The 13,913-nt window shown below is 70.9% G+C and carries 16 protein-coding genes and 2 pseudogenes; 8 read left to right on the forward strand and 10 right to left on the reverse strand.

Annotation, left to right across the window (positions count from 1 at the left end):
• Positions 1-8 precede the first annotated feature (8 nt).
• The 3 genes and pseudogenes from BCF44_RS58775 to BCF44_RS41700 form a co-directional block, all read left to right on the forward strand.
• Positions 9-419 (forward strand): annotated as a pseudogene (locus tag BCF44_RS58775) (inositol monophosphatase family protein); the annotation flags it as partial.
• 91 nt (positions 420-510) lie between these two features.
• Positions 511-792: an inositol monophosphatase family protein gene (locus BCF44_RS58780; RefSeq protein WP_281283205.1), complete on the forward strand. Its 282-nt coding sequence runs from the start codon at positions 511-513 to the stop codon at positions 790-792.
• Between the two features lie 39 nt (positions 793-831).
• The gene (locus BCF44_RS41700; protein ID WP_116180029.1) at positions 832-1,563 is read left to right on the forward strand and encodes an esterase/lipase family protein; all 732 of its coding nucleotides are present in this window, start codon (positions 832-834) and stop codon (positions 1,561-1,563) included.
• Positions 1,564-1,678: 115 nt separating this feature from the next.
• Here BCF44_RS41700 and sigJ read toward each other — a convergent pair whose 3' ends face one another.
• The 5 genes from sigJ to BCF44_RS41725 form a co-directional block, all read right to left on the reverse strand.
• On the reverse strand, positions 1,679-2,539 hold the full coding sequence (sigJ, locus tag BCF44_RS41705; RefSeq protein ID WP_116180030.1) for an RNA polymerase sigma factor SigJ: 861 nt from the start codon (positions 2,537-2,539) through the stop codon (positions 1,679-1,681).
• Positions 2,536-3,102, reverse strand: coding sequence for a carboxymuconolactone decarboxylase family protein (locus tag BCF44_RS41710; protein ID WP_116180031.1), 567 nt, complete (start codon positions 3,100-3,102; stop codon positions 2,536-2,538). The genes sigJ and BCF44_RS41710 overlap by 4 nt, the downstream gene beginning before the upstream one ends.
• Positions 3,103-3,221: 119 nt before the next feature.
• The gene (locus tag BCF44_RS41715) at positions 3,222-4,055 is read right to left on the reverse strand and encodes an ABC transporter permease (RefSeq protein WP_116180032.1); all 834 of its coding nucleotides are present in this window, start codon (positions 4,053-4,055) and stop codon (positions 3,222-3,224) included.
• 100 nt (positions 4,056-4,155) lie between these two features.
• Positions 4,156-5,064 carry an ABC transporter ATP-binding protein gene (locus BCF44_RS41720; RefSeq protein WP_116180033.1) on the reverse strand — a complete coding sequence of 303 codons (909 nt, stop codon included), beginning with the start codon at positions 5,062-5,064 and terminating at the stop codon, positions 4,156-4,158.
• Positions 5,061-6,152 carry a hypothetical protein gene (locus BCF44_RS41725; RefSeq protein ID WP_246016114.1) on the reverse strand — a complete coding sequence of 364 codons (1,092 nt, stop codon included), beginning with the start codon at positions 6,150-6,152 and terminating at the stop codon, positions 5,061-5,063. The genes BCF44_RS41720 and BCF44_RS41725 overlap by 4 nt, the downstream gene beginning before the upstream one ends.
• Before the next feature lie 393 nt (positions 6,153-6,545).
• Here BCF44_RS41725 and BCF44_RS41730 point away from each other — a divergent pair, with 393 nt between their 5' ends.
• Positions 6,546-7,115 (forward strand): LysM peptidoglycan-binding domain-containing protein, encoded by a 570-nt coding sequence (locus BCF44_RS41730; RefSeq protein WP_116180144.1) that lies wholly within the window; start codon positions 6,546-6,548, stop codon positions 7,113-7,115.
• 58 nt (positions 7,116-7,173) lie between these two features.
• Complete coding sequence (locus BCF44_RS41735) at positions 7,174-7,866, forward strand: RraA family protein (RefSeq protein WP_116180035.1); 693 nt, start codon at positions 7,174-7,176, stop codon at positions 7,864-7,866.
• A 1-nt stretch (position 7,867) separates the two neighbouring features.
• Here BCF44_RS41735 and BCF44_RS41740 read toward each other — a convergent pair whose 3' ends face one another.
• Positions 7,868-8,428 (reverse strand): NADPH-dependent FMN reductase, encoded by a 561-nt coding sequence (locus BCF44_RS41740; protein ID WP_116180036.1) that lies wholly within the window; start codon positions 8,426-8,428, stop codon positions 7,868-7,870.
• 73 nt (positions 8,429-8,501) lie between these two features.
• Here BCF44_RS41740 and BCF44_RS41745 point away from each other — a divergent pair, with 73 nt between their 5' ends.
• A complete protein-coding gene (locus BCF44_RS41745; protein ID WP_211353469.1) occupies positions 8,502-8,948 on the forward strand; it encodes a MarR family winged helix-turn-helix transcriptional regulator in 447 nt (148 codons plus the stop codon).
• Here the strand turns inward: BCF44_RS41745 and yidD are convergent.
• From yidD to BCF44_RS41760, 3 genes and pseudogenes are all read right to left on the reverse strand, one after another.
• Positions 8,941-9,372 (reverse strand): membrane protein insertion efficiency factor YidD, encoded by a 432-nt coding sequence (gene yidD, locus BCF44_RS58120; protein WP_116180037.1) that lies wholly within the window; start codon positions 9,370-9,372, stop codon positions 8,941-8,943. The genes BCF44_RS41745 and yidD overlap by 8 nt on opposite strands.
• An 18-nt stretch (positions 9,373-9,390) precedes the next feature.
• Positions 9,391-9,735, reverse strand: a complete 345-nt coding sequence (locus BCF44_RS41755; RefSeq protein ID WP_116180038.1) for an STAS domain-containing protein — start codon at positions 9,733-9,735, stop codon at positions 9,391-9,393.
• Between the two features lie 107 nt (positions 9,736-9,842).
• Positions 9,843-10,295 (reverse strand): annotated as a pseudogene (locus BCF44_RS41760) (SLAC1 family transporter); the annotation flags it as partial.
• A 23-nt stretch (positions 10,296-10,318) separates the two neighbouring features.
• Between BCF44_RS41760 and BCF44_RS56075 the strand changes: the two are divergent.
• A complete protein-coding gene (locus BCF44_RS56075; protein WP_170218040.1) occupies positions 10,319-10,492 on the forward strand; it encodes a hypothetical protein in 174 nt (57 codons plus the stop codon).
• Here the strand turns inward: BCF44_RS56075 and BCF44_RS41765 are convergent.
• Positions 10,482-11,579, reverse strand: a complete 1,098-nt coding sequence (locus BCF44_RS41765) for a CaiB/BaiF CoA transferase family protein (protein WP_342775710.1) — start codon at positions 11,577-11,579, stop codon at positions 10,482-10,484. The genes BCF44_RS56075 and BCF44_RS41765 overlap by 11 nt on opposite strands.
• Before the next feature lie 353 nt (positions 11,580-11,932).
• Between BCF44_RS41765 and BCF44_RS41770 the strand changes: the two genes are divergently transcribed.
• Entirely contained in the window at positions 11,933-13,888 is a 1,956-nt protein-coding gene (locus BCF44_RS41770) for a tetratricopeptide repeat protein (protein ID WP_170218041.1), read from the forward strand.
• The last annotated feature ends 25 nt before the right edge of the window (positions 13,889-13,913 follow it).

Consider the following 13,913-nt stretch of genomic DNA (forward strand, 5'->3'; position numbering starts at 1 on the left):
TCGAGCGCATGACCTCCGCCGCCGAAGCCGTCGCCTCCTTCGTCGAGACGCAGCGGCCCCCGCTCGTGAAGCCGGACTCGTGGCCCGAGTTCGCCGCGATCTTCGACGCCGTCGACAAGCCGGCGTCCGCGCTGCTCGCCGAGCACCTGGAGCCGCTGCGACCGGGCGTGCGCTGGGCGGACGAGATGCGCGCCGAGATTCCCGCGGTGGGCGACGTGTGGGTCGTCGACACCATCGACGGTGCCGTGCAGTTCCTCCAGGGGCTGCCGCAGTGGTGCGTGAGTGTGACGCTCATGCGGGACCGCGAGCCCGTCGCCACCGTGCTGCACTCGTCGGTGCTCGGCGAGACGTACAGCGCCTCACTCGGCGGCGGTGCCTTCCGCAACGGCGTGCGGATCACGCCGTCCACGAAGACCGATCTGTCGGTTTGCCTGCTCGCCACCAACCAGCCCCCCCACCGTCGCCGACGATCAGTCAGCCGTTGCCGCCGCGGGCCGCTCCCTGTCCGCTGTGCTGCCGTCCGTTGGGGCGGTGCGCAGCTTCGGGCCGACGTCGTGGCAGATCGCCGACACCGCCGCCGGCCGGATCGACGCGTTCTGGGAGTTCGGCCGGGACGACACCAACCTGCTGCCCGGGGCGTTGATGGCCCGCGAGGCCGGGGCACTCGTCACCACCGTTACCGGCGAGCCGTGGACCGTGGGGGAGCGGTCGTTCCTGGCCGCGCCTCGCGGCGTGCACGGAAAGTTGTTGGGACTGCTCGATAGTTGCCGGACTGCCGGCGTGACCGGATGATGAAGTGTGCACTGGCGAGCGTTGAGTCCCCGGCGGCGGATGCTGTTTGCCCTGGTCGCGGCGGTGGTCGTGGCGCTCGGGGTCGTCGTCGCCGCGCGACTGTGGCCCGGTCCGGCGACCGCCGTCGCCCCCGATCGGCCCGGGACCGTGGTGCTCGTGCCGGGCTTCGGCGGTGACCGCAGTTCGCTGCAACCGCTGGCCGACCGTATCCATGCCGACGGGCGGAACGCCGAGGTGCTGACCCTGCCCGGCGACGGCACCGGCGACCTGAACGAGCAGGTTTCCGTGCTGGACAAGGCCGTCGAAACCGCGCTGTCGGCCGGCAGCCCGTCCGTCGACATCGTCGGCTACTCAGCCGGCGGTGTCGTCGCCCGGCTGTGGGTCGCCAACGACGACGGCGCGCGGAAGGCCCGGCGGGTGATCACCCTCGGGTCGCCCCTGCACGGCACCCAGCTCGCCGCCGCCGGCGGGGCGCTTGCCCCCGGCTCGTGCCCCACCGCCTGCCAGCAACTCGTTCCCGGCAGTCCCGTGCTGGCCCCCGTCGCCGGCGCCGCCGGGCTGCCGTGGCTGTCGATCTGGACCCAGGACGACCAGACCGTCACTCCTGCGGACTCCGCCCGCCTCCCCGACGCCGTCAACCTCCCCCTGCAACAGGTCTGTCCCGGCGCCACCGTCTCCCACGCCCAACTCCCCACCGACCCCCGCGTCATCACCCTCGTGATCAACGCCCTCCAGGCCCCCACCCTCACCACCCCCACCACCTGCCCCTGAACCCCCGCGAGTCGCGCTCACAGACACACCGAAATGCGTTTTCGGGCAGGAAAGGTGTGTCGAACTCGACTAGCGGGCGAGTAGGATGCGCTTGCCCAGCGGGGAGAAGCCGGCTCTACCTGGCGAGGTTCGCCTGATGGTCCAGCCGCGTCAGCTTCAGCGGATTCCGGACCAGATAGATGTGGGTGATCCGACCGTCCGCCACCACGACGCTCACCGCGGCGGGCTCGCCGGCCACGTCGATCCGAGCCGCGACCGCACCATTGAGCCACGTGGCCGTCGACACGAGAGCGGATCGGCTCGCACGGGCGAGCACCGCCGCCACCGCCTCCGACCCGTGCACGGGGGCCAGCACGGCGGCCGCGACCCCGCCACCGTCGGCGATCATGACCACGTCCGGCGCCATGACGTCCATCAGGTCCTGCAACCGACCGGTGCCCAGTGCGGCCAGGAACCGTTCCATCACGGCTTGCTGTTCCGGCGGACTGACCCGCACCCGGGGCCGTCGGGCCATGACGTGGTCGCGGGCCCGCCGCGCGATCTGGCGCACCGAAGCCGGAGACTTTCCCACGGCCTCGGCGATTTCGCCGTGCGGCAGGTCGAAGACCTCGCGGAGCACGAACACCGCCCGTTCCACCGGCGCAAGCGTTTCCAGCACGGTCAGCATCGCCATCGAGACGCTTTCCGCGAGTTCGACGTCCTCGGCGACGTCAGGACTGGTCAGCAGTGGTTCCGGCAGCCATTCACCGACGTAGTCCTCGCGGCTGCGGGACAGCGTTCGCAGGCGGTTGAGCGCCTGCCGGGTGACGATCCGCACGAGATACGCGCGCGGATCGTGCACCTGTGTTCGATCGACGTCCGCCCACCGAAGCCAGGAATCCTGCAGCACGTCCTCCGCATCGGACGCCGAGCCGAGCATTTCGTAGGCGACCGTGAACAGCAGGCCGCGGTGGACGACGAACGGATCGTCCGTCATGCGTCCGCCACCACGGCACGCTTGGCCAACGGGATTTCGCAGGAGTCGGAGTAGCCCTGCGAGGTGATTCCGTTCGCGGTGTTGGACCGGCTTGCCATGTTGGCGAAGGCGATGAACGTGGTGAGCTCGACCAACGCCGCCGCGCCGAGCTGCTTCAGCAGGCTCGCCGACATCTCGTCGGTCACGGTCGTCGGGGTGGTGGTCATCGCCTCGGCGTATTCCAGCACCTCTCGCTCGAGCGGGTCGAACACGTCCGCCTGGCGCCAGTTCGGGACCTGGCTGGCCTTGGTCGGATCGAGGTTCTGGTTCAGCGCCAGGAAGTAGTTGATGTCAAGGCACCAGCTGCAGCCGATCTGCGCTGCGACGGCCATGTGCGCGAACGTCTTGAGGCTCGCGTCGCAGGCGTTCCACGTGGCCACCCTGGCCGAGTACTCCGAGTTGGCCTCCGCCACGGGCGGGTTGTTGTACGACACCGCGATGGGCTCGGGCACGGACCCGAGCTGATTGATCATAGCGTCCCGGAGCTCGGTGGGGAGCTCTGCCTTCGGGATGCGTACCGCCATGCTGTCCTCCTGTGGGCTTCGCCTGGTCATCCATGAAGACACCGCGGCGCCCGCGAATGTGACACCCGACTTCCGGCTACCCGTCCCTATGACCGAGCCACGTCGACGGAATCGAGGGATCAGGAGGTGATGTCCTTGGTGGCCAGGTTGGCCCAGGCGGCGCCGAAGAAGACGACGACATAGCCGGCCTGCAACAGGAGGCCCTTGTCGATGGAGTCCCAGAAGATGGGGTCGCGGAAGAAGTCGATCCAGGAGAGCCAGTAGTTCGTCGGCAGGTACGGTCGCACGCCCGTGGCCGCGTCCAGGGTTTGCAGCACCGCGCTGGTGATCAGGATGGACAACGCGCCGAGCGCCGCGCCCAGCGAGGAACTGGTCAGCGTGGACAGGAACAGCCCGATCGCGCCGAAGCCGATCATGGCCACCACGATGTAGCCGATGGAGTACAGCAGCCGGGCCGCGAGCTGGCCCTGCGTCAGCGACACGCCGGACAGCGACGTCGCGGCGCCCGCCGCCGCCCCGCCGGCCGCGCTCGTCCCCGTGCCGAACAGGATCACGCCCACCACCAGCGACGACACCACCACGCAGGCGATCGCCAGCAGCACGAACGCCACCAGCGCGATGATCTTCGCGAACAGCAGCCGGGTCCGGCCGACCGGGCGGATCAGCAGGTAGCGCAGGGTGCCGCCGACGGACTCGCCGGCGATCGAGTCGCCGGCCACCACCGCCACGGACAGCGGCAGGAAAACCGGCAGCACCAAGGCGAGGGCCGCGGCCGGAAAGAGCAGACCGTTGCCCCGCACGGCGGACAGGAACGCGCCGCCCTGCCCCGGCGGTGGCGCGAAGTCGGCGGTCTTGAGGAAGATGCCGACGATGAGGGGCAGCCCGCAGAGCAGCAGGATGTTGACCCAGATCCGGGGCCGCAGCACGAGTTTGCGCAGTTCGACGGCGATCACGCGGCGACCCTCCGAGCGGGGCGAAGGATGGCCTTCTTGTGTGCCGCACCGCCAATGAGCGCAGGGCCTTCCGAGTCCGCGTGTGCCGGTTCGGTGGCCCTCACGGCGCGTCCACCCGGTCCGAGCCCGCGCCGGTCACTTCCAGCACCACCTGCTCCAGCGTGCGCCGCTGCTCGGTGATCGACGCGATCCGTAGCCCGGCGGCCACCAGCGTCGTGTTCAGGGCGGCTGGATCTCCGTGTCGTATCAGCAAGTTCTCTCCGTCACGGCTGACGAGCTGGCCGTTGAGCATGGACGCCACGTCGGCGGCGTCGGGGCTGCGCACCTCGACCAGGCCGGTGGCGCCGCGCACGGTGTCCAGTTCCTCTTCCAGGACAAGGCGTCCGCGATCGACGATGCCGACGCGCGTGCACAGGTGCTCGACCTCGGACAGCAGGTGGCTGGACAGGAACACGGTGGTGCCGGCCTTGTTGAGCTCGATCAGCAGGTCCCGGATCTCGTGGATGCCCTTGGGATCCAGGCCATTGGTCGGCTCGTCGAGGACGAGCAGGCGGGGCTTGCGTAACAGCGCCGCGGCGAGACCGAGGCGCTGGCGCATGCCCAGCGAGTACGCCTTCACGGGGCGGCGGTCGATGCCGGCGAGCCCGACCTGTTCCAGCGCCTCCTCGATCCGCGCGCGCCGGGTGCGGCGGCTGCCGCCGGGGCCGCTGGCGTCGAGCAGCGACAGATTCCTGCGCCCCGACAGATGCGGATACGCCGCCGGTCCCTCGACCATCGCGCCGATCCGCGGCAGCACCTCGGCGGCGTTGCGTGGCATCCGCTCGCCCAACAGTTCGATCTCGCCGCTGGTGGCGAAGACCAGCCCCAGCAGCATGCGCACGGTGGTGGTCTTGCCGGAACCGTTGGGGCCGAGAAAGCCGTAGCGGTCGCCGTCGCGCACGTTCAGGTCCACGGCGTCGACGGCGAGCACCGAGCCGTAGCGCTTGGTCAGCGCACGCGTGACGATCATGGGCGCCTCCTGGGCAGCTGGGACAGCTCGGCGGCCGCCTGGGTGAGCAGCGCGGGATCGACCACGCCGGCGAGGATGTACGAGCGGCGGCCGGTGCGTTCGACCAGCACGGACAGGGGCGTGATGGTGAGCAGTGTGCCCTGGCCCTGCGGCAGCGTCACGGTTTTCGCGCCGCCCTTGCCCATCGCGTTCACGACGCCGCCGGCGACGTCGCGCGGCAGCGGCGCGACCACGAACGCGGACAGACCGGTGCCGTAGAAGCCGAGGCCGCGCCCGCCGCCGACCCGGTCGGTCTGCAACGCCCGGCCGGCCAGCTGCGGCGGCAGCGGGAACTGGCCGAGCGCGCCGATCACGTCCGGGGCGTCGGTGATGGTGAAACCGCTGTCCGGCGAGGGTTTCGGGGTGATCACGTCGTCGTCCGGGCGCTGCGTGTCGACGGTCTGGAACGCGGTGACGATGTCCGGCGCGTGCTGGCCCTTCGCCGTCAGCTCGACCCGCAGCGGCAGGCCGTTGCTCGGATCGGCCCAGATGTCGATCTGTCCGATCGCGGTCTGTGGATCGGTCGGCGTCACCCGCAGCCCGGCCGCGTCGATGCCGGCGACGCGCTTCGCCGGAAGCGCGGCGACCTTGTCCTCGGTCTGCAACACGCGGCGGGCCAGGTCCGGCGGCAGCAGGTCCGCGCCGCGCGGCAGCCGGATCGGCTCGTCGCCGACGACCTGCGTGTACTGGTTCTGCCCGTTGTCCCAGACGAACTGACTGCCCGGCGCCGCGTACGTGTCGCGCTCGCCGACGCCGGTGATCTCGTCGACCCGCCAGTGCTGCGGGGCGACGTACCAGGCGCGCAGCCGCGTGGTGCCACCGAGCAGCGACGTCACCTCGGACAGATTCGGCAGGTCGGGCAGGCCGAGCGAGCCGGTGCTCTCGGCGTAGCCCTGGTACGGCAGGGTCGCCGTGGCCAGGATGCGGGCGCGCAGCGCGCCGGGGTCCATCCGCGCGGACGCCGGCAGCGCGGCCAGCACCACCGGCGCGGCCACCAGCGCCGCCGCCGCGGCGGCCACCACCGCCCACCGCCACCGGGTTCCCGTCACGTCACCCACTTTCCCGCCTCGCCGCGTCCCCGTCATCCCTTTCTACGCCTGCGACGGCCGGTCGGTTGTGATCGAAGTCTTACGTCCTGTGTGCCACGTCACTTTCACAAGGTGCGACACCACCGTTTCGGGTGATTCGGCGTGTCGAATTCGGAAGATCGAATATGTTTCGGACCTGCCTGATCACGTTTTGATCGCGACACGATAGCCGGCGAATATCCTTGCCTGGTCCGAAGGCGCTGTTACGTTGTCGCGGGGCCGGAGAACGGCCCCGCAGTACCGATCCGGCGAGCGCCCAGCTCCGTCCGGAAACCGGATCGGGTCACGTTGTCGCGTGAAGGGAACCGCCGGACGGAGAACGCGTTGGCGTGAGGCGTGGCGGAAGAGGCGACGATGTCTCCTCGTCGAGTCAATCGGCGTATCGCCGCGGGTTCCGCAGTCGGAATCGCGGCACTTGCTTTCACCATCGGACCCGCGGCGGGATTCGCCGCGGCCGATTCCGGGGTCAACTGGGACGCGGTGGCCGCGTGCGAGAGCGGCGGCAACTGGTCCGCGCACACCGGCAACGGCTACCTCGGCGGCCTCCAGTTCTCGCCGGGCACCTGGGCGGCCAACGGCGGCACCGGCTCACCCGACGGCGCCAGCCGCGAGGAGCAGATCCGGGTCGCCGAGAACGTGGTGCGCGCCAGGGGAACCGGCGCGTGGCCGAACTGCGTCGGCGGCGCACGGCATTCCGCGCCGGTCCACCGCTCGGCCCAGTCCGCGCCGGCCGTTGTCAAGGCCCTGCCGGCGTCTGTGGACAACCCGGCCGGCGACTACACGATCCAGGCCGGTGACACGCTCAGCGCGATCGCCGACCGGCTCGGCGTCGCCGGCGGCTGGCAGCGGCTCGTCGAGCTGAACCCGGCCTCGCTGCTGGACCCGGACCTGATCTTCCCGGGGGAGCGCATCGTCACGAAGTGACGGTGTACCGGGGGCACATCGGTCGGTACCGGTGTGCCCCCGGTCCTATTGTCGGGGCATGGATCTTCGTCAACGGTTCGAGACGCTGACCACCGCGCACGTCGCCGACGCCTGCGTGCGGGCCGAGCTTCCCGTGCGGTGCCTGGGACTTCGGTCGGTCGGCGATGGCGACAAGGTCGTCGGGCGGGTGCTGCCGGCCCGCCACGCCGGCAGCGTCGACGTGTTCCTGGAGGCGTACGAGTCGGCCGAGCCCGGCGACGTGCTGGTGGTGGACAACGGCGGCCAACTCGACCACGCCTGCGTCGGCGACCTGATCGTGCAGGAGGCGCAGACCGCCGGCCTGGCCGGCGTGGTGATCTGGGGCCTGCACCGGGACACCGCCGACGTGCGGGCGATCGGGCTGCCGGTGTTCAGCCTCGGCTCGCTGCCGACCGGGCCGCTGCGCGTCGAGGAGCGGCCGGCGGACGCGCTGGCGTCGGCGCGGATGGGGGAGTGGGTGGTCGACCCGACCGACCTGGTGCTCGGCGACCACGACGGCGTCGTCTTCATCCCGGCCGCGCACGCCGAGGATCTTTTCCAGCTGGCAGAAGGCATTCGCGACAAGGAACGGCGGCAGGCCGAGCGGATCCGCGGCGGCCGCTCGCTGCGGTCCCAGGTCGGCTTCGACGGATTCCTGGCCCAGCGCGCCGAAAACCCGACGCTGACGTTCCGGGAACATCTGCGTCGGGTCGGCGGTGTCGTGGAGGAATAGGTCAGGCGGCGCGGAGCGGGGCCAGCGCGTTGCTCCAGGCCACCACCTGGTCGAGGGTGGTCTGGAGCGCGGCGACCTGGTGCTCGCCCGGCGCGAAGTCGCGGAAGTTCTCGAAGTCGGTGAACAGCGACAGCGCCACCTGCGAGCGGACATCGGCCATCTGGAGCTCGCCGGCGACCAGCCGGAGGTGCTCGACCGCGCGGGCGCCGCCGACCGAGCCGTAGCTGACGAAGCCCACTGCCTTGTTGTTCCACTCGGCGTGCAGGTAGTCGATGGCGTTCTTGAGCGCGCCGGACGTGGAGTGGTTGTACTCGGGCGTCACCATCACGAAGCCGTCGAACGACTTGATCTTGGCCGCCCACAGGAGGGTGTGCGGCCGGCTGTACTGGCCCATCGCCGGCGGCAGCGCCTCGTCGAGGTGCGGCAGCGGGTAGTCGAGCAGGTCGACCAGTTCGAACTCGGCGTCGGTGCGCTCGCCGGCCACCTTGTGCACCCACTTGGCGACGGCCTCGCCGTTGCGGCCCGGGCGGGTGCTGCCGAGGATGATGCCGATCTTGGTCACGGTGTGCCTCCCAGGTAGTTCCTTCGGAAAGAAAGTATCTACGGTTCCTTCGGGAAGCAAGTAAGGTGTGGCCGTGGACACCTGCCGCCCGCTCGACCCCGACGAGGAAGCCCTGGTCCGGTCGCTGGACCGGGTCGTCAACGTGCTGCCTCGGGTGATGGACGCGACCATGCTGCGCGAGCGGGGGATCTCGCTCACCGACTACATGACGCTGTCGCGGCTGTCCGAGGCGCCGGACCGGCGGCTGCGGATGAGCGAGCTGGCCGAGATGGCCTACCTGTCGCTCAGCGGCATGACGCACGTGGTCAAGCGGCTGGAGGACCAGGGCCTGGTGGTCCGCGTGCGCGACGAGCACGACCGGCGCGGCTGGCACGCGGTGCTCACCGACGAGGGATTCGCGCGGCTCGAGGCGGCGTGGCCGAGCAACCTGGCCGGCACCCGCAGGTTCGCGCTCGACCATCTGGCCGGCTTCGACCTGCGGGCGCTGGCGGAGGCGTTCGAGAAGTTCGGGACTACCTGACCGGCGGCACCGGGTCGGCGCCGCGCCGGCCGCCGGGGCGGCAGCGGATCAGCCGGCCGATCATCAGCCGGGCGCCGCGCAGCGCGCCGTGCCGGGAGATGGCCTGCGCCGCGTACTCCGAGCAGCTCGGCTCGAACCGGCACACGGCCGGCCGCTTGGCGCTGATCTCCCGCTGGTAGACGCGAATGGCGGCGATCATCATCTCGGACGGCCGCCGCGTGCGCGGCACCGCCGAGCCGGCCGCGACCAGCAGGTGCGGCAGCGTCAGCAGGCCCAGGATCAGGCAGTTGCCGTCGCAGCTCTCGGCGATGCAGCAGCCGCTCTCGATCAGGCAGGCGTCGCGCCAGCACGAGGAGCCGCCACCGCGGTACGGGCGTGGTTCGTACCGGTCGTCATAGCGCCGGCGGCGTCGAAAGAAGGGCACGAAACCACCGTACAGAGATCAGCTGTGCGCCAGGGCCTGATCGACGGAGGACACCAGCGTGACGAGCTGGTCGACACCGGTGATCTCCAGCGGGCGCAGCACGATGCGCGTGTCGGCGACCACCAGCATGTCCAGGCCCCGCGCGGTCATGTCGTGCTGGAAGTCGACCAGCACGTGCAGGCCGGCTGAGGCGAAGAAGGTCACGCCGGTCAGGTCGAGCACGAGCGCCGCCGGGGCGGGGGCCAGCGCCATGGCCAGGCTCTCCCGCAGCATCGGCTCCGTCTCCATGTCGACCTCGCCCGTGACATGCAGCAAGGCGACGGAGCCTATGTGCTCCACCGCCACCACAGCGTTCGAGGACATCGCCGGTCTCCCTCGGTCAGACGGTGGGTGACGTGCTGCCACCCACGCGGCTGTGGTCTCAACCGGCACCGCCCACCGTAGGACGGTGGGGACTGGCCGGCAACGTTTCACCGGTCGAGGGCGACCTCCGTTGCGGCTGCCGGGGCGGCGGGCTTGGGCAGCAGGGTGCCGCGGACCAGGGCGATCACGGTGCGGACGGCGATGGCGGCGCCCGCCCAGGCGAAGGTGAAGGCCCAGAAGCCGGGGGCGAACCGCAGCATGAGGTGACGGGGCAGCAGCCGGAGCCGGGCGAGCACCATCAGCAGGCCGTAGCCGGCGAGGCCGGCGGTGACGGCGTCGGCTCGATCGCCGGACAGGGCCAGGTAGGCGAGCGTGGCGACGGGGGCGGGGGCGATCTCGATGGCGATGGTCGGCAGCAGCGCGCCCGGCAACGACGGGCGGAAGATCAGGCGTCCCAGGATCAGCGAACCCAGGATCAGCCACGACACCAGCCCGAACCCGAGCACCACCACGCCGAACTGGTGCTGGCCGACCTCGGCGGCGCTCGTCGCGGCGACGAGGCCGCCGGCGACGCTGGGCCGGCGTGAAGCCGCGGCCGGCGCAGCCGGACGTGTTCGGCGAGGCGCTGGCTTCCGTCGCCTCGCTGTCGCTGGCGGGGGAGTGGGGCCGGTTCAAGACGTGCCGGGCGCTGGGTGTTCGTGGATCGAAGGCGGCGATGCGGGCGTATCGGGAGCGGAAGAAGGCCGCTAGCTCTTGAGCCAGGCGCGGATCTCCGCCCCGTGCTCGTCGAGTGCCGGCGGCGCGAGGTCGTGCCGGGTGGGGGTGGCGGACAGCGTCAGCGGGTTGCGGACGGTGGGCACTCCGCCGGCGTCGGCTACCGGCTCCAGCCCCAGCTCGGTGGCCAGATCCACGCCCTGCCGTACGTCGTTGATCGGCCCGCACGGGACGTCGGCGTCGGTGAGGATCCGGAACCACTCCTGCGCCGAGTTGGTGGACAGCCGGGCCAGCAGCAGGGGGCGCAGCTCCCCGCGGTTGGCGTTGCGGGCCGCCATCGAGGCGAACCGGGGGTCGTCGGCCAGTTCGGGCACGGTGAGAGCTTTGGTCAATCGCCGGAACTGTCGGTCATTGCCCACGGCGATGATCAGCTCGCCGTCGCCGGTGGCCATCGGCTCGTACGGGTACAGGCTCAGGTGCTCGTTGCCCATCCGGTGCGGCACCACGCCGCCCGCCACGTATGCGGAGGTCTGGTTGACCAGCGACGACAGCGCGGCCGACAGCAGATTCGTCTCCACGTGCTGGCCCTCGCCCGTGACGTCCCGATGGTGCAGCGCAGCCAGAATGCCCGTCGACGCGTGCAGGCCCGTCATCACGTCGATCACGGCGACTCCGGCCCGGTACGGCGGGCCGTCCGGCGAGCCGGTGAGGCTCATCATCCCCGACAGCGCCTGCACGAGAAGGTCGTAGCCGGGCAGCGTCGCATCCGGGCCGAATCCGCTGATCGAGCAGTAGACGACGCCGGGGTTCAGTTCGGCGACGTCCTCGTAGCCCAGGCCGAAGCGCGCCATGCCGCCCGGCCGCAGGTTGTGCACCAGCACGTCCGCGCGCTTCGCCAGCTCCCGCGCCACCTCGGCGTCCGCCGGATCGGTCAGGTCCAGCGCGACGGACCGCTTGTTCCGGTTGACCGACAGGTAATACGTGCCGACGCCGTCCCCGTCGACCGGCGGCAGCCACTGCCGCGTGTCGTCGCCGTGCGGGCTCTCCACCTTGATCACGTCCGCGCCGAGATCGGCCAGCAGCATCGTGCAGTACGGCCCGGCCAGCACCCGCGAGAAGTCCGCGACCACGACTGGCGTCCAACGCTCCCATGCCGTCAGTAAAGTGCATGCCCCATCTGGGGGAATCGGGGCCGCGCGAGGCCCATGGGTAGCTCGCTTGGGGCCTGCCAGAGGCCCCTGGCGGCCTTCTACCGTCGTAGTGGCGGCTCGATCGCCGCTTCATGACCGAGAATGCACCTGCTACACGGGGATGGGATATGCAGGGCAGTTCCGATGAGGGGCCGTTCTCCGCGCGCAGCAGCAACGATTTCGCGGGTCGGGTCGACGGGACGATCGTACAGGCGGGGCACGTCGACCACGTGCACATATCCGGCGGTGGCCGGCGTGTGCGCGTGCCGTCGCAACTACCTCCGGTGCCGCGCGTGTTCAGCAGTCGCAAACGCGAGCTGGCCGCGTTGGAGAAATGGCGTTCGCGCGGCCCGACGACCATTGTGATCAGCGGCGCGGCCGGAGTCGGCAAAACGTCGCTGGCACTTCGCTGGCTGCATGACGTGCGAGAGCACTTTCCGGGTGGCCAGCTGTACGCGCATCTCGGCGCCCACTCGATCGATGGACCGGCCGCGCCGGAGGACGTGCTGGAATGGTTCCTTCGGGCTTTCGGCGTGCCGGCGGACAGCATTCCGGCCTCGGCGGGGCAACGGGAAGCGATGTACCGGTCGGTGACCGCGGACGGGTCCGTCGCGGTGCTGCTCGACGATGCGGTGTCGGCGGCCCAGATACGACCGCTGTTGCCGGCGTCGCCGCACACCGTGGTCGTGGTCACGAGCCAATGGCGCCTGGCCGGCCTGCGAATGGACGGGGCACGCTTCCTCGAGATCGGTCCGCTGAACGTCGCCGACTCCATCGACCTGCTGGACTCCGTCGCCGGGAATGGCCGGCTCGCGGAGGAACCCGAACATGCCGAGGAACTCGTCCAGCTGTGTGGCGGACTGCCCATCGCATTGTCGGTGGTCGGCGCCCGCCTGGCGTCGCGTCCCAACCGGTCGCTGTCCCGAGAGGTCAGCGCGCTCCGCGGCAGCGACCGGCTGGCCACCTTGTCGCTGGAGGACGACTGTTCCGTCGAGGCCGTGTTCGACGTGTCGTATCGCGGCCTGCCGCACGTCCAGGCCCAGCTCTACCGACTGTGCGCCCTGCACCCGGGGCCGGCCTTCGGTATCGAGGTCGCCGGGGCCGCCGCCCACCGACCGGCGCGCGAGATCGAACCGTCGCTCGACGCCCTCGTCGACCGGAACCTCCTCAACGAGGTCGGCGACGGTCGCTATCGCTACCACGACCTGCTGTTGGTGCACGGCCGGCAGATGGCCGAGGCGGAAGATCCACCGGAGGTGCGCGACGCCGCCCGGCGACGGATGATCGAGTGGTACCTCACCATGGCGATCGCCGCCGATCTGGTGCTCAGACCGACCCGCAGACGCGTCGGCCCGCACTTCCGCGAGGCTCTTGACGCGCCTTCGACCGTCTTCGACACCGAGCGGATGGCCCTGCGGTGGCTGGAGGTCGAGCGACGGAACCTGGTGTCGGCCGTGCACGCGGCGGCGGAACTCGGCTGGGACCAGGTGGTGTGGGAGCTGTGCGAGGCGCTGTGGGCGTTCTATCTCAATTTCCGGCCCTACGGTGACTGGCTGGCGATCCACCGGCTCGGCATTCCCGCCGCGCAGCGCGTCGGCCACCGGACGGCCGAGGCGCGGCTGCGGATCCAGCTCGCCTCCGCGCTGGCCAACCTCGAACGTCACGACGAGGCGATCGAGGAGAACCGCCGCGCGGTTCGGCTGGCCGAGCTGGAACACGACGAGGCGACCAAGGCGGCGGCGCTGTCGGAACTCGCGGACAGCGCGCAGGGGCAGGGCGACCTGGCCGGCGCGCTGAGCCATCTCCATCAGGCCAAGCAGATCCGCGAGCGGATCGGCACACCCCGGGCGGTGGCTGTCGGTCAGCGCCGGATCGGGGAGGTGCTCCTCGATCTCGGCCGAACCGAGGAGGCGGTGGCGGAGTTCCGGCACGCTGCGGACGCCTTGGCGACCCTGGACCGGGCGCAGTGCGCGCGGGCCCTGACCGGCCTCGCACGGGCCTATGCCCGGAATGGTCGTCTCGCTGACGCCCGTCGGGAACTGGACGAGGTCCTGGAGATCACGAGCCAGCTCGGACTGGTCCGGTACGCGGCCGAGGCGGTGGTCGTGTTGGCGGAGGTCGCCGAACTCGCGGGCGACCTCCGCGCCGCCCGCACGCACTACCTGCGGGCCCGGGCGGTGTTCGCCGAACAGGAGGATCCGAAGGCGGACCGGCTCGCCGAGCGGATCGCCCGGCTGCCGGAGACCTGACTCGCGTATTCGGCGACACAGCACC

The sequence above is a fragment of the Kutzneria buriramensis genome, from assembly GCF_003387475.1.
In the GTDB taxonomy this organism is placed as follows: domain Bacteria; phylum Actinomycetota; class Actinomycetes; order Mycobacteriales; family Pseudonocardiaceae; genus Kutzneria; species Kutzneria buriramensis.

Coding starts and splice junctions, on each gene's coding strand:
- BCF44_RS41755 (WP_116180038.1), bottom strand. CDS start 9,735: ATGTCCTCGAACGCTGTGGTGGCGGTGGAGCACATAGGCTCCGTCGCC.
- BCF44_RS41735 (WP_116180035.1), top strand. CDS start 7,174: ATGGATCTTCGTCAACGGTTCGAGACGCTGACCACCGCGCACGTCGCC.
- BCF44_RS41720 (WP_116180033.1), bottom strand. CDS start 5,064: ATGATCGTCACGCGTGCGCTGACCAAGCGCTACGGCTCGGTGCTCGCC.
- BCF44_RS41730 (WP_116180144.1), top strand. CDS start 6,546: ATGTCTCCTCGTCGAGTCAATCGGCGTATCGCCGCGGGTTCCGCAGTC.
- BCF44_RS41700 (WP_116180029.1), top strand. CDS start 832: ATGCTGTTTGCCCTGGTCGCGGCGGTGGTCGTGGCGCTCGGGGTCGTC.
- BCF44_RS41710 (WP_116180031.1), bottom strand. CDS start 3,102: ATGGCGGTACGCATCCCGAAGGCAGAGCTCCCCACCGAGCTCCGGGAC.
- sigJ (WP_116180030.1), bottom strand. CDS start 2,539: ATGACGGACGATCCGTTCGTCGTCCACCGCGGCCTGCTGTTCACGGTC.